12 protein-coding genes are annotated in these 14,766 nt (G+C 35.8%); 3 read left to right on the forward strand and 9 right to left on the reverse strand.

The window, feature by feature from the left end:
* Nucleotides 1-10: 10 nt before the first annotated feature.
* From F6K06_RS26875 to F6K06_RS26885, 3 genes are all read right to left on the reverse strand, one after another.
* Nucleotides 11-277: a putative quinol monooxygenase gene (locus F6K06_RS26875; protein WP_287243635.1), complete on the reverse strand. Its 267-nt coding sequence runs from the start codon at nucleotides 275-277 to the stop codon at nucleotides 11-13.
* 86 nt (nucleotides 278-363) lie between these two features.
* Nucleotides 364-1,074, reverse strand: coding sequence for a glutathione S-transferase family protein (locus F6K06_RS26880; protein WP_124147776.1), 711 nt, complete (start codon nucleotides 1,072-1,074; stop codon nucleotides 364-366).
* Nucleotides 1,075-1,387: 313 nt separating this feature from the next.
* Nucleotides 1,388-2,008: an NAD(P)H-dependent oxidoreductase gene (locus tag F6K06_RS26885; RefSeq protein WP_287243637.1), complete on the reverse strand. Its 621-nt coding sequence runs from the start codon at nucleotides 2,006-2,008 to the stop codon at nucleotides 1,388-1,390.
* Nucleotides 2,009-2,109: 101 nt separating this feature from the next.
* Here F6K06_RS26885 and F6K06_RS26890 point away from each other — a divergent pair, with 101 nt between their 5' ends.
* On the forward strand, nucleotides 2,110-2,472 hold the full coding sequence (locus F6K06_RS26890; protein ID WP_287243639.1) for a helix-turn-helix domain-containing protein: 363 nt from the start codon (nucleotides 2,110-2,112) through the stop codon (nucleotides 2,470-2,472).
* Nucleotides 2,473-2,618: 146 nt separating this feature from the next.
* On the opposite strand, the gene F6K06_RS26895 is transcribed toward F6K06_RS26890, so the two are convergent.
* The 5 genes from F6K06_RS26895 to F6K06_RS26915 all read right to left on the reverse strand — a co-directional run bounded on the left by F6K06_RS26895 (nucleotide 2,619) and on the right by F6K06_RS26915 (nucleotide 7,962).
* On the reverse strand, nucleotides 2,619-3,104 hold the full coding sequence (locus tag F6K06_RS26895; RefSeq protein WP_287243641.1) for a tetratricopeptide repeat protein: 486 nt from the start codon (nucleotides 3,102-3,104) through the stop codon (nucleotides 2,619-2,621).
* A 367-nt stretch (nucleotides 3,105-3,471) separates the two neighbouring features.
* On the reverse strand, nucleotides 3,472-4,881 hold the full coding sequence (locus F6K06_RS26900) for a protein kinase (RefSeq protein WP_287243642.1): 1,410 nt from the start codon (nucleotides 4,879-4,881) through the stop codon (nucleotides 3,472-3,474).
* 667 nt (nucleotides 4,882-5,548) lie between these two features.
* Nucleotides 5,549-6,226, reverse strand: coding sequence for an FHA domain-containing protein (locus F6K06_RS26905; protein ID WP_124144301.1), 678 nt, complete (start codon nucleotides 6,224-6,226; stop codon nucleotides 5,549-5,551).
* Nucleotides 6,227-6,670: 444 nt separating this feature from the next.
* Nucleotides 6,671-7,054, reverse strand: coding sequence for a hypothetical protein (locus tag F6K06_RS26910; RefSeq protein ID WP_124144302.1), 384 nt, complete (start codon nucleotides 7,052-7,054; stop codon nucleotides 6,671-6,673).
* A gap of 11 nt (nucleotides 7,055-7,065) precedes the next feature.
* Entirely contained in the window at nucleotides 7,066-7,962 is an 897-nt protein-coding gene (locus F6K06_RS26915) for a hypothetical protein (protein ID WP_124144303.1), read from the reverse strand.
* An 880-nt stretch (nucleotides 7,963-8,842) separates the two neighbouring features.
* On the opposite strand from F6K06_RS26915, the gene F6K06_RS26920 reads away from it, so the two are divergent.
* Both F6K06_RS26920 and map read left to right on the forward strand, forming a co-directional pair.
* Complete coding sequence (locus tag F6K06_RS26920; protein ID WP_287243644.1) at nucleotides 8,843-10,858, forward strand: mechanosensitive ion channel domain-containing protein; 2,016 nt, start codon at nucleotides 8,843-8,845, stop codon at nucleotides 10,856-10,858.
* A gap of 489 nt (nucleotides 10,859-11,347) precedes the next feature.
* Nucleotides 11,348-12,115, forward strand: coding sequence for a type I methionyl aminopeptidase (gene map / locus F6K06_RS26925; RefSeq protein ID WP_124144305.1), 768 nt, complete (start codon nucleotides 11,348-11,350; stop codon nucleotides 12,113-12,115).
* Nucleotides 12,116-12,880: 765 nt separating this feature from the next.
* Here map and F6K06_RS26930 read toward each other — a convergent pair.
* Nucleotides 12,881-13,807, reverse strand: a complete 927-nt coding sequence (locus F6K06_RS26930) for a thermonuclease family protein (RefSeq protein WP_124155472.1) — start codon at nucleotides 13,805-13,807, stop codon at nucleotides 12,881-12,883.
* Between the last annotated feature and the right edge of the window lie 959 nt (nucleotides 13,808-14,766).

Consider the following 14,766-nt stretch of genomic DNA (forward strand, 5'->3'; position numbering starts at 1 on the left):
TGAAACAAACTTAGATGATTTGATGACCTTTATAGACGATCGGTTCGCCATCCAAAATGTCCTTGAATTTTTCAACCGCTGAAGTAAGATGGGGTGTTTCCCAATGTGCAGATTCAACATCCGTATCTTGCCACTCTTCAAAAGATAGTATGGTGTTAGGATCTTCTTGGTTACGATAAAACCCATATTGCAACGCCCCTGTTTCCTGGCGACTCTGTCTTGCTAGCTCTTCTAGAACCGCAACTAGCTCGTCAAACTTTCCCTGTTGAGCCTTCAATACGGCAACAGTGTATAGTTTTTCGCTCATTATCTTTACTCTTTGTCTCTAATTTTCTATTGGTTACTAGGATTGGAGTTGGTGCATCAGTTATCCTTAAATCTAGCTGCATTGGCAGCTTGGGCAGTATCAACATCACCCCGACCAAAAAACTCAGGTACGGGTTTGGGTTTTTCTAAAGCTCTTTGGGTCGCAGGTCGTTCGTCAATACGGTCAAACCAAGCTTGAAGATTGTTCAGTCCGTCTACAGAAACCTTTGCCCAGTAGTAGGATCTCGCCCAAGGATAAGTAGCGATATCGGCGATCGTAAATTCATCTCCCACCAAGAAGGTTTTACCTTCAAGTTGTTTATCCAATACTTCCAGTAACCTGCGCGACTCTTTTACATATCGCTCTATAGCAAACTCATCTCGATGTCCCTGTGGTTCGGCAATCCTTTGAAAATACATCGCCTGTCCCATCATTGGTCCGATGCCACCCATTTGAAACATTAACCATTGAAGTGTTTGAGAGCGAGCTTTTTCATTTTGAGGGAGAAACTTTTGATATTTTTCCGCCAAATACCAGAGAATTGCACCCGACTCAAAAACAGCAAAATCGTCATTACTCCGGTCTACGATCGTTGGAATACGTCCGTTTGGGTTGAGCTTCATGTACCAATCTGACTTTTGTTCCTTTTTAGAAAAGTCAATATAGGTCATGTCATACTCAACTTCAGCTTCTTCAAGAAAAATTACTGGCTTCCATCCGTTCATAGTAGAAGCTGTATAAAGATGAATATCTGGTTGTTTGGTCACGATCTTTTCTCAGTTTTAAATTAATAGTGCCGCTACGCGGAAGTTAAAATTCAAAAGTCAAAAGTATTGATTTGTAATTGTTTTAGGATTTTGGGCGTTGGTGAAAAGAGGTATGATATATTGTCCGGATAAGAGCGCAAACAAAAAACTTTCTCCTTCTATTCCTTATTTCTTCTTCTTTCTTTCCTCCTGACTCCTGACTCCTAAGTAATTAAGATTAATATCATAGCTTAACTTACCAACGCCGGATTTTGTAACTGGTCAGTTATTTCCGCCATCCTGCAATAGTGTTTTTTCGAGGATAAATCGAGCATTAACCAGGATTACTGACTATAGATGCTACTTGTTGAGTGTCTGCGTTTATAAAAGGATTGAAATCGAGAAAAACTTTAGTTAAATGAAGAATATACCGCTCTTGATCGGACTCAAATTGAGGATTTTTAATAATGTTGTGGCAAGAAAAATGAGGTAACTCCTCTAAACCACAATATTCCTGAGATTTACGCATTGGTAGCAATACTTCTTCTGCCGATCGCCCTTCAAAAAAGCTATTCGGATTCTTATTATTGAAGACTTCGATGGGTGCATTCCAGGTAGTAGAGAGCATAAACTTTTTACCTTTCATCAGTCCACCCGATCCATATTCACCACCACTAAACGCAAAAAACTCACCATAAGCATAAACATCATCTAGGTATCGTTTTAAGGTTGATGGCATCATGAACCAGTAAACTGGATATTGAAAGATTACTGCATCAGCTTGTTTGAATTTAGCAATTTCCTCTGGAACTTTGTAGCTATCTTCAACAATAGTAGTCAAAATTTTATAACGATTGCTTAAAGTTTCTACTGCGGTCTCAAAAAGACTTTGATTGTAGCTACCTTTAGCAAATTCGTTAGTTTCTTTGCCTAAAATTAAAAGCAGAGTGTTCATTAGTTGTCCTGATTAATTTGATCTTTGTCACTGCCATAATTGAAAGATACAAAATTAAGTTACCATAGTCAACTAGTATACTTTTAGTAACCAGGTGGGAAATGAGTTCTAAAATTGAAATTGAAACCGACGATCTAGGTCGCAAGCAGGCAATTGAACCTTGTCTTACACCCTGTCCAATTGAACGCGGAATGAGGCTTATAGGTGGAAAATGGAAAGGATTTATTCTTTGGCATCTCAAGGATAAACCAGTGCGTTTTGGAGATTTAGCTCGTCAACTGCGCGGAGCAAGCAAAAAGATGGTAACTCAAAGGCTAAGAGAGATGGAGAATGATGGTTTGGTTAAGCGTGAGGTAATTAGTACAAGACCTTTTGCTGTAACCTACGAGATAACTGATTTTGGGAAAACAACACTTTCTTTTTTAGAAGAGTTGAAGCAATGGGCAGAGAAGCAAAATATCTAATTTTTCTTAACCTAAAATAACTATTTATGGGTATATTCTCTATTCTTAGAGGTGTAAGGAGTTAATTTTTCATACTCGACATTTCTCTGCCCAACTATCATTTATGGGCAAGTTGGTTAAAAATGCCTCGTATTTGTAGTGACCAGCTATACTTGAAATGCTTGTTTAATACTGTTAGCTAAATTTAACTTATTTTGTTGTTCATAAAGTTCAATAGCTTGACCATAAGCTGATTCCATTGCTTGTAAGTTTTGAATCTCTCCATGAGAATTTTTAATATTTAACAACACCCACCCTAAATTATGATAAGCTTCTGCATAATTTGGATTGATTTTAATTGCTTTTTCGAGGAAGGATTTAGCGAGTAACCATTGTTGTTGACGACCAAGGAAAGTGCCTAAACGAAATAGAGCAATTTCATTTTGATGATTCTGACTGAAATTTTTATATATTTGAATGGCAGCTTGATAGTTTCCCTGATGTTCATAAGCAATGCTTAAATTTAAAAATATCCAAGATTTAATATCAGATAAATTGGTAGCTTTTTCTAGAGAAATAATAGCCTCTTGCCATTGATTTTTGCAGCCTAGTTTCCAACCTTTGCATCCCCAAGCAAAACTACTGTTAGGCAATTTAGTAATAAATTATTCAATACATTATTCAATACATTTATCTATATCTGGAGTAGTTTTACCTAGTAATTCTTGGTCTATAGCAAACATCAAAGAAGGGTATAACCAAGAAAGTAATTTTTGCCCATCGCTGTAAGTATTCAGCTATTAGCTGTCAGCTCTCAGCTCTTATGAGGAGGTTCAAATTAATATAGACTTTACAGCCGACTTTGGTAGTAAGTATAAATTCTGCCTCAATTATTAAAGCTTTTATCTAAAACTAAAAGCAATAGCTGATAGCTGATAGCTGACTGCTGAATGCTTACCCATCGCTACTATTATATTTTTGGGAATTTTTTATTGCAGGACGAATAGTACCGATGACTTTTTACCAGTGTTTTTGATTAGCTAAAATCCAGCTTTTTAATCCTAATGCAAAAGCAGAATTACTATCTATTTTCAAGGAGCGATCGCATACTATTAATGCTTCTTTCCATCTAGATAATTTTGCTAAACTCCAAGCATAGTTAGCCTGTATCCAAGATTCTTCCGGAGATAAATTTACAGCTTTTTTTAACTGTTGAAGTGCCTGCACCCAATTTTCTTGACGACAACTAATTAGCCCTAAAACTCCATAGCCTCTACCATCATTTGGATTAATTTTAATAGCTTGATTAGCAGCAAAAATAGCTTGGCGATCGTCAATATAAACTAACAGCATTGCCAGTTCTACAGCAGCAATACCATTATCGGGTTCTTTTAACAAACATTGTTGATAAGTTGTGACTGCTTCTGTCAAATTTCCTTGTTTTAAAATCTGTCTAGCTTGACTTAATTGTTGAGAAATAAACTTACCTTTAAGTGCATTAATTAATTCCTCAGCACTTTGAAAACGTTCCTCTATATTCATCTTCATTCCTTTTAAGATAATTTGTTCTGTTTGAGGACGAATTGATGGTTCTATTTGCCGTGGATAAATCAAAGTTTCTGAACTTAATCGAGCAGATGATGTTACTGGTACTTTACCTGTTAAAGCATGATAAATTGAAGCACAAACAGCATATAAATCTGCACTAGGATTGGGTTTTCCGAAGTTAGTATATTGTTCTATTGGTGCATATCCAGGCGTCAACATAGAGGTCATTTTATGAGTGAAACCTGCCAAAAATTCTCTAGCGGAACCAAAATCAATTAGGATAGCTTTATCTAGGAAATTAATAATAATATTATCCGGTTTAATATCGCGATGCAGAAAATTATTGGCATGAACCAATTGTAAAGCTTCGGCAATTTGAATAAAATATTTTTTGACGATATTTTCTGGTAGCTTACCTTTTTCTTGCAAAATTTTAGACAGGGGTTTACCTCTGACAAATTCCATTACTAAATAAGCTGTATTATGAGCTTCAAACCAATTAATTACTTTAACAATATTGGGATGGACACATTTTTGTAAATATTCTGCTTCTATCTTAAATTTTTGGATTTGTTCCTGCTTAATTTTGGCAGTAATAGAAGGAGGCCAAATAATATTTATGCCATGTCTCAGAAACTTATCTGGGCAAAGTTCTTTAATCGCAACATCGGTAAAATTTTCTAAATCAGTTGCTTTGTAAGTAATGCCAAAACCACCCTCACCTAATGTTTTTTCTATTCTATATTTACCTTGCTGAAGTAAAGTGCCACTAGGTAGTTGATATCCTACAGAATTTATATTCGTTAAAGGGCAACCACAAGCACGACAGGTAATGGCAGTATCAGAATTTTCTGCGCCACAAACTGGGCAGTTGATCGACATTTTTGTATCCTTATTTTATTGAGGAAGGAAGAGGGAAGAAGGAAGGCTTCAACAATTAATAATTAATAATTAATAATTAATTATTAATTATTACCTCTGTTTGAAAAGAAGAGGGTTGAATAAAAGGAAAATTTTTTCTTTTCTTGGTCGATGGTCGGCCAGCTCCGAGACCCGCTCTCATTGGGACTTACATAAAATAAAGGCAGAAAATAGGCTCAGATATAGATGGGTAGAGGTTTTCACGTCGAAAAGGCATAAATCCTGAGTTACTAAGGGTTCTAGCCATTTTTAAGGCTTTGACGTAATTCCCTTGTCTAGACTGACTTTGACGCATTTTTCCTACCAAAAAATGTCTAAGTACCATTATCAGAGTTGCTCCGCTGTTAGCATTTGCGGTAGCATTCCGGAACGGAAAGCTTTGCGGTAGCAAACGCCATCCTACCCTACGGGAAGCTTCGCTAACGACCGCTTTTTTATCCTTTAAAGGAGAGGCTTTAAACCTTAATTATTTGGTAAGGGCGAATGGCCATTTGCTAACGCAGAGCTGCCGCTAACGCCCCTACTTTGCAGGAGATGTCTCTTTGATAAAAAAGAGAATTATGACCTAAAAAATGGTATTGAAGCCATTCCCATACGACTCCTGGACTCCTGAGGACTGACTTCTAAATTAAATAATCAAAAATAGTAACCGAATTTTACCTATAGCAATTTCATCTCCTGAGTTTAAAATTTCTGGTTTATTAGTCCGGTATCCAAACCTAGTTTTACCTGTAGGTTTAATATAAATACCATGAGTAGAACCCATGTCTTTAATCTGCCATTGATTATTTTCAAAATAGATTTCTGCATGAGTAGAAGAAACTGTTTCATCTCCATAAAATCCATCTAAATCAATTTCTACAGGACCGATATTTGGGTCAAATTTGCCAATAAGAGCATTGTTACTATCGATAATAAATTCTGGTACAGGGGAACCTACTTGTTTCGGAATAAGTTTAGCAATTGTTCCAGTAATCAGAGTAGGATTAGCAGAATTTTTAGGTAAAATATTTGCTTTTTTAGCAGTTTCTAGAGTTGGAGGTGAGCTAGTTTGAATATTTGTATAAACAGGTGGAGTAACAGGATTATTATTAATATTTTGATTAATATTTTTATTAATCCTTTGATGAGAATTTACTGTCTGTTCATATGTTTGTAAAACAGTTTGTTTTTCTCCCTCTTGAATACCTTTTTCTCCAGCCTCAAACAAAGTAATTGATGGTTGTATTTCTGAACCACAAACTTCGCAAAATTGATTTTTGTCGGAATTTCTATCGTAGAAACATACATTACAATTAATAGCCATAATCCTCCTCAAAAATAAATTTATTTTAACTCCCTTTCTACAACATAATTTTTAATTTGATGTTTTTGTTTAGTAACAGTCTTGAGCTAACTACCTTCTTCCTTTTTGCTCCTTCATTCTTTCTTATATCATCTCTCTTTGAATAACCCGGAAAAATTTAGGGAGTAGGGAGCAGGGAGCAGGGAAGCAGGGGAAATTTGTTTGCTCCGCATTCCGCACCGAAAAAATATTTTCTCTCAAAAGAAGAACATTTTTATTATGGCTAATTAATGAGACTTGATATTACTTTAGAGAGCGCTTGTCAAATAAATATTAGATCCTGTAGCACCATCCCACAGCACGCGGTGCGTGACAATAAAATCGACCATTATTCCAGAACGGTAAGGGTCTCGTCACACACCCTACTTAATCTACCTTCTTCCTTCTTGCTCCTTCCTTCTTTCTTTAAGAAAAGTCTAGGGGGGGTAAGGCGCCAATTTTTGGTTCTATATCAGATAAATCTGGATAAATAAGTTGGGGAATTTCTTGATTTCCTGATTCTTTGAGACTGTTAATATTCCGATGATTAATTTTAGGTAAATCTAGAACAACATTACTATCTCTATATCCTTCTTTGATATCTTGAATCCATGTTTTGATAATTATTTGTAAGTACATATCATTAATGTGAAAGCTACCTTGACTTTGTAGTTCATTTCTAATTTTATTGCATACTATTGGGGTAAAAAAACTGGCAGGCTGATTTTCATAATATTCTTCTAAGTCTAGAATATATCTAGATATTTGATTAGTATTTTTGTTTGTGAGAGTCAAAGAATATTCTACCATAATAATTCTAACTAATTTAGGCTAACTGTATCTATATTCCATTTTTGATCTGTAGAATTCCAAACTAAAAATAACTCCAGAGATTGAGCAATATTTTCTCCTGATTTTTTTGTATATTTTACCAGAGCATTTACTGTAGCCGTTTCTGTACTTGTGCTGACCTGCTTAACATCTTGAATAGCAATATTATTAATTCCTGTCCACCAGTCATAATAGGAATTATAACCATCTGGATGTAGTTGTTGATTATCTTGAAAACTTGTTGATAGTTGATTCCAAGCTTGCTCATATTTACCTTGATTAAGATTAGAATAATAATTTTTTACTGCTGCTTCACTAGAAGTTTTAGGAGTAGATTCTTGAGGTGTTGTTTCTGATTTTGACGTTGATGAAGTTTCGTCTATATTAACTGTAGAAGGTTCTGGTGTTGGTAAATCTCCTAAACTCATTTCTAGGTTGAATTCTGTAGATTCACTAGGGCTTGACACTTGTACAATATATTCTCCTGTTAGAGGTAGATCGATAGACATTTGTTCTCCAGAAATTGGTGAATCCCTCTGTTCAGCGATGATTAATTCTCGACGTTGTAATAGTTTCGTATCTGGGGCAAATATCCAAATACAAACATTGCTGCTAATTCTATAGTTAAAATCTTTATCCCTTCTAGCATAGAATTTATAGCTAAGTTGTTTTTCAGAGTTAACAGTATCGGATATAGTAATAATATTTTCAGTTAAAGATAAAGATTTAGCGTCTGTTTTATCCAGACGAATTATTGGTTTTTGTGGGCATTCTACAAAGGTAGGAGTAGGTGATGTGGTAGGCAAGTTTAATGGATTTTCAGTAGTAGATAAGTCACGGCACCCACAGATGATTAGAACCGTCAAATATAGTATTGATTTTTTCATATAATTTTTTGTGCATAGATTGGTAAAAAATTCAGATTTGCTGTTTTGATTTAATAGGCTTAATTAGCAGTACATAATTAATTTTGATTGGCTTACTTTATCTCAGTTCAAACATAAATTATCTAACTATTTTAGCTTTAGTTCTGCTAGATTAATTGAAACATAAATCTGGTAGATTGTAATAATCTTTGTTACCAGACACGGTAGTGGGAGCATCTTGTTCCCATGAAGCATCTTGCTCCCATGAAGCGCCGTTGTTAATCTACATATATCATTTACTACGCAGAACTACCGGGAGCAGAAAATAAAAAAAACAACTGTACCTCAGTAACTTGACAAACGATATATCTACAATTGGTTAGCGTTTGTAGACACGGGTAGTCCTGCTCGCGTAATACTAAATGCTAGATGGGGATGAACAATGCCACTTTATGGGAGCAAGATACAAGTAAGGGAGCAAGATGCTCCCACTGTTTTTGTCCTTGAGCAAAATAATTACAATAGACCACCATTACAATGCACCAGCATCTAGACAAGTCACTTGTCGAAGACTCTCTTCATCCACTTTTCCCTTTTTCTTTGCTATAAGATATAGCAGTAGCATTACTATATTTGACTTATGGAATAGTTTAAACAACCTAATATTATTTAATCTTCTATCCTAGATAACTAAAGCCTTCCTCCTTCCTTAATTTGACTTATGGAACATCTAAAACAACGAAATATCAACCTTCTTCCTTCTTCCTTTATCCTAGATAACTAAAGCCTTCCTCCTTCCTTAATTTGACTTATGGAACATCTAAAACAACGAAATATCAACCTTCTTCCTTCTTCCTTTATCCTAGATAACTAAAGCCTTCCTCCTTCCTTAATTTGACTTATGGAACATCTAAAACAACGAAATATCAACCTTCTTCCTTCTTCCTTCTTCCTTCTTCCTTCTTCCTTCAACTATGTCTCAAAACTTCAGAAATATGGGTTTAGGTTAATTCTGGCACTGTGCATCTGTTTACTATCAATATTTCTATTCTCTCCCGTCCTAGCAGAAGATGCAACAAGTGTAAAAGCTCCCGTAGTATTAGATGGTCGAGAACTTTTAGAAATTGGCCCTTTTGAAAAAGTGACTGCCCAGGAGAGAGCCGCATTAATGACATCAACTCTGAAATCAGCCTTAGCTGAGAGTATCCAACGAGGAACACCACCACAGATAAAAGTAATCCGCTCTAATCAAGAAGTGGTATTGAAAATCGATAGTCGCCCCTTAATGCAGGTGACAGAAGCGGATGTCCTCAACTCCATGTACTCAGAGATGCAGGTACAAATGTGGCAGGAAAAACTCCAGCAGGGTTTAAATCAAAGTTGGCGGGAACGCACCCCTGCTTATACCCGTTGGGCAGTCAAAAAGCTGATAATTGCCTTTTTGATTACTCTGTTACTTCAGGGGGGACTCGTATTACTATTTCGTTACATTCAACGCCAGAAACTACAAAATCCTCAGAGACGCTGGAACTCCCTACAACTATTAGGTTTACTATTATTGCAAGTGGGAGTATGGGCAACATTTATCAAGTATGGAATTCAACTATTTCCCATAACTAGAGCTTGGTTTTATGAAGCTTTCAAACTTCTAGACAGTACATTTAATTCTAGAATGTTTCAACTGGGAGAAGAAAGCATTTCCCTAACCAGAATATTAACTATCGCCCTAACTATAGTCGCACTTTGGGTAGGGGTAAGCTGGTTTGTGAGAATCCTCAAATCTCGCTTCCTCCCCCTTACAGAAGCTGAACGCAGTCACCAAGACACGATCGCTTTTTTTGTCCAATACGGACTGCTTTCTGTAGGAGCGGTTTTAATTCTTAATGCTGGAGGAGTAGACTTTCAGTCTCTAGCTATTTTGCTTGGAGCGCTCGGAGTGGGAATTGGTTTTGGATTACAAAATATTGTCAAAGACTTCATATGTGGGTTAATTTTAATTGTCGCTCGTCCGGTAAAAGTTGGAGAATTAGTTCAAGTTGGAGAATTTCAAGGTTTAGTCCAACGTATCGGTGCCAGAACAACTGATATTTCTAATATCGAACGCTACATTATTACCATTCCCAACTCTCGGTTTATTGAAGGGGAAGTCCTCAACTGGAACCGCAGTGGTATAACTAGAGTGAAAACTTATGTGAAAGTTCCTTATGGAACAGATATTGATTTTGTCTACAAAGTTTTGCTTGCTGCTGCTCAAGTAGAACATCCAGATATTCTCCGTCATCCACCCCCGAAAGTAAAATTTCGGCAATATACAGAGGATGGGTTACAGTTTCGGGTAGTAGCTTTTATCCGCGACCCTCTCAAGCAACCAAAGGTGAGAACCCACCTCTATAACCAAATAGAAAGATATTTGCGAAAGTATGGAGTAGAAGTAGCTCGTCCTCAACAAGACTTACATATCAAAGACCTCGACCCAGAAATCTATGCTTGGTTGCGGTCGCAAACTCCTGTAGAATATCAATCCCAACCTGAAGAAATTCCATCTATCGAGCCACCTGCTATCAAAGAAGAGTACGACTGGGGGGCGATCGCCACTGCCATGCGTGGAGCTAACGGAGTTTCTATCAAAGACCGCAAATTTCAATTTAAGAAATTTCAAAATGTATTTTTTGGTTCGGATGCGGTAGAGTGGCTAATGATTCACGAACGAGCTACTCGGGAAGAAGCTATTTTAATGGGTCAATTAATGTTAGAACAGGGCATAATTCATCATGTTTTAGACGAACATAATTTTAAAGATGAGCCTTTGTTTTATCGCTTTTATGATGATGAGACATCAGATAATTTTCCAGAAAAGAGGGAACAGGGAACAGGGAACAGGGAACCCACCCCTAACCCCTCCGGTGGAGGGGAGTAATTGATAATTTATGGGTAATAATTGATTTTATTTTTGATTTTTAGAGATGTCTATTATATATAAAATTAATAGAAGTAGAGGTTGCGATAACTGTATCAGGACTTATATCATGTCTGGTTAAACAGTGATAAATAAATAACTACGGAGTCCTCAGGAGTCAACCCACCCCTAACCCCTCCGGTGGAGGGGAAGTCAGGAGGAAAGAGGAAAGAGGGAATAAAGAAGAACAACTGGAGTTGAAGGAGAAAGTTTTTTTATAACTAATTATCCGGACATGATATTACCCATGATGTAGGAAAAATTAGGATTTGAGATTGCTTCCCTGTCAGTCACAATGAGGAAAATAGGTTGTACTGCGTAAATCTTAGATAAAAAACTTTCTTCTTTTTTCCTCCTGACTCCTGACTCCTGAGAACTCCGTCGCTATTTATATGCTAAAGTAAGCTATGTCTATCAACCGTATAGCTTACAGGATTAATCAAATAACCAATGGCAACTGAAACTATCGTTTTATTATCAAAAAGAGAAATAGAAAAAATGCGTCGGGCAGGACGTTTGGCTGCAGAATTATTACATCATCTTGAACCTCTTGTCAAGCCTGGAGTAAGCACTCTAGAATTAGATGAAGAAGCAGAACGTTGGACGCAAGCTCATGGCGCTCGTAGCGCTCCCCTTGGTTATCATGGTTTTCCTAAGTCTATCTGTACGAGTATTAATGAGGTAGTTTGTCACGGTATTCCTAACAAAAAACAAATCTTAAAAGAGGGAGATATTATTAACATTGATGTGACTCCAATTCTTGATGGTTATCATGGGGATACTTCTAAAACTTTTTTCGTAGGTGAACCTTCTCCATTGGCTAAAAAATTAGTTGAAGTTACAGAAAAATCTATGTATTTAGGCATTGCTGAAGTTAAACCTGGAAATAAAATTGGGGATATTGGAGCTGCTATTCAAGAATATGCTGAAGCAGAAGGTTTTTCTGTAGTTAGAGATTTTGTTGGTCATGGTGTGAGCAATATTTTCCACACTGCACCACAGATTCCTCATTATGGTACCAGAGGAAAAGGGAAAAAGTTGCGGGCTGGAATGGTATTTACTATTGAACCGATGATTAATGAAGGTACTTGGGAAGCAAAGGTACTTGACGACGGTTGGACTGCTATTACTAAGGATGGTAAATTATCTGCACAATTTGAGCATACTGTTGCTGTTACTGAAACAGGTGTAGAAATATTAACTCAATATGAGGGCTAAATTCAACAATTAATAATTAATTATTAATTATTAATTATTTCCTCTCCTTGAAAAGAAGAGGATTGACTAATCATGAAAATTTTTTCTTGTTTCTCCTTTAAAGGAGAGGCTTTAAACCTTAATTATTCGGTAAATAATAATTATTAAACCTCTGGTTAAAAAGATATAGACTTTTTGCACACATTAGGGAACAGAGAACAGGGACATAGATGTTCACGGCCAAAGATTACGAAAAATGATTTTTCAGTGACTTTTACAACTCTAGCTTATCTTAAATAAAGAGCAAGTTTATTTTCTGGAGATGTCTATTAGATAAAAATTTTGCTGAACGGTTAATAACAGTTGAAGAATATTTTAGGCGTTTCCTGCGGAATACTGCGCAAACAGCTATTAGCGGTCAATTTTGCTACTTTTTTTAATGAATGCGCCCTTATTTATTAAACTTCTATACCCAGTCAAGTAAATTAGTAGTCCTAAAATTTTAAAGGCGCTTAAATGTGAGTAAGAAAAAGATAGTATTCAAGCATCTTACTTGACCAAGAGAAAAGAAAATTAAGTATTTCAAGCCTTCTGCTTTCCTGCGGAATGCTTAAAATCATAGTTTTTATCAAAATAATATGGGTTGCGAACCTCGCCTTTTAAGGCCAAATATTTTTGGAGAGTTGCTCACGCATCCCCCTCCTGGGAGGGGTTAGGGGTGGGTTAACTTCTGTACGTCGCCAATCCGACGGCTCCCCTATCTGACTTCTGACTTCGTTAACCCCCTCATACTGTAGGTGGAAAATCTGATAATTGGTTTATTCCAGAAAGAATAATTTCTGGTTTATCTCTATACATATGTAGTTGCCCAGTGATATAAACATATCCTCTACCTAAACCAAAGTAACGATTTTTTAATAGTTGTAATAATGGCTTCATTTCTTCAGTATTAGTATTTGGAATCCATAATTTTAAACGATGGTCTTTAGTTCCATCATAAATTAAAGCACCATTATCTAACCACTTAGAAACTCCTCCCTGTAAATCATAGAAAACTGTTACATATTCTTCAGCTCTTGCTGCTGCTAAAATCTTGGGAAAATCTAATCTCACTTCTAGAACTCCAGAAGCTATTCCATAGGTACGATAATTATCTACAATGGAAGCTCTTAATGACCACCAAGGTACTAGCAAATTATAATTTCTTTTACGTTTACCTCGATTTACTTGAGGATTCCAAACACCAAGATTATTAGCTTGAGCTTCTATTTCTGCAGCTATCATTTCTTGATGATAAAGTCTAGAATTCCCATATTTAATAAAATAGGGACTCCAGCCTTCTCTAATTAGTTTAATATTAAAGTTTTCTCCATTTTTATTTACATAAGCTATTAAACGACCTTGATGGTCGCGATATTTTTCTAAACAATTTTCTACAGGGTCGTTTGTATCAAATTCAAGATCGACTTGAGCAAGTTCACCGTCAGGTAATATGAAATATTTTATTGCCATTTCTGATGCTGCTTTACCCATGTCTGTCACTGGTTTGGAATATTCAGAATAGCTTTCTTCAGCATCAACATAATCCATTCTGATAAATTCTCGTTTATCGTTTAATAAAACTTTGATTGTGTCACCATCAACTACTTTTGTAACTTGAAGATTTTGAATTGTTGTGCCTTTTTTTTTTATAGTTAAAATTTGAGATTTCATAATCGGCGATCGCTCTTAATTTTCCGCTAAACTAAAATGATATAGGATTTTACATTGAATCAGTAAAAAAGTAAATGTATGAGTTGACCTTGTGTTTAGGAAGTAGATGTTTAAGTAGTGACGCAAAATTAATTAATTTGTATATTTGATGATGAGTCTCTAAATGAATATCTTGAAGTCAAGTTTTCAGTCTCAAGTTTATTCCTGATACTCCACCAAATTGTGAGTCAAATTTCCATAGGGAAAGTAGAAAGAAAAAATATTTGATTAAGGCATTATTTAGCTATATTACATCGTAAAATTTGTGTGATTTGCGACTCAGAATAAAGGCGGTAGCTTGTCAGTTTAAGAAGTGATTTAAACCTTAAATTATCAATAAATTATAAAAGATTAAAACGGAGAAAGGCAGGAATAATTTGGCACTTGTTGTAGAATCATATTATTATCTGCCTTACTCCACCAAAATTGAATTGGTGTAATAAAATTTTTTTATAGGTATTTTATAGATTCAAAGCTCTCCTGAACCAACACGATTTCGTAAATTAATTAATTGTTCAATAGTTGTTTGAATTGAATGAAGAGCTGTGGCATCAGAAGATGCTTGCTTTGCTATATCTAACTAAATAAATTGCTTCTGAAAGCTGAGAATAAACTTCTTGGTTTCTAGTGTGGACTTGGCTGAAGTTGAGATAAGACATGGTTCAAGACCCTTAGTTATCTACAACTTCATCATCTCCTAACTCCTGAAAAACCACATCCTTCAACTGGTTCATCCAATTGAGTGATTATTATTTTAGATTAATATTCAGTCTCGATATTATAGATAGCTATACTAATTGGACTTTGGACAAAAAGTAACTAACAGTTAGCGTAATAATTACGCTAATCAAACAGGATAATACCGCTCTATCTCCAGTGAATTTAATCACTGAAAAAAGGCATTGAAGAAGGAGACAGGA

The sequence above is a fragment of the Okeania sp. SIO1H4 genome, from assembly GCF_010672695.1.
GTDB classification, from domain to species: Bacteria; Cyanobacteriota; Cyanobacteriia; order Cyanobacteriales; family Microcoleaceae; genus Okeania; species Okeania hirsuta.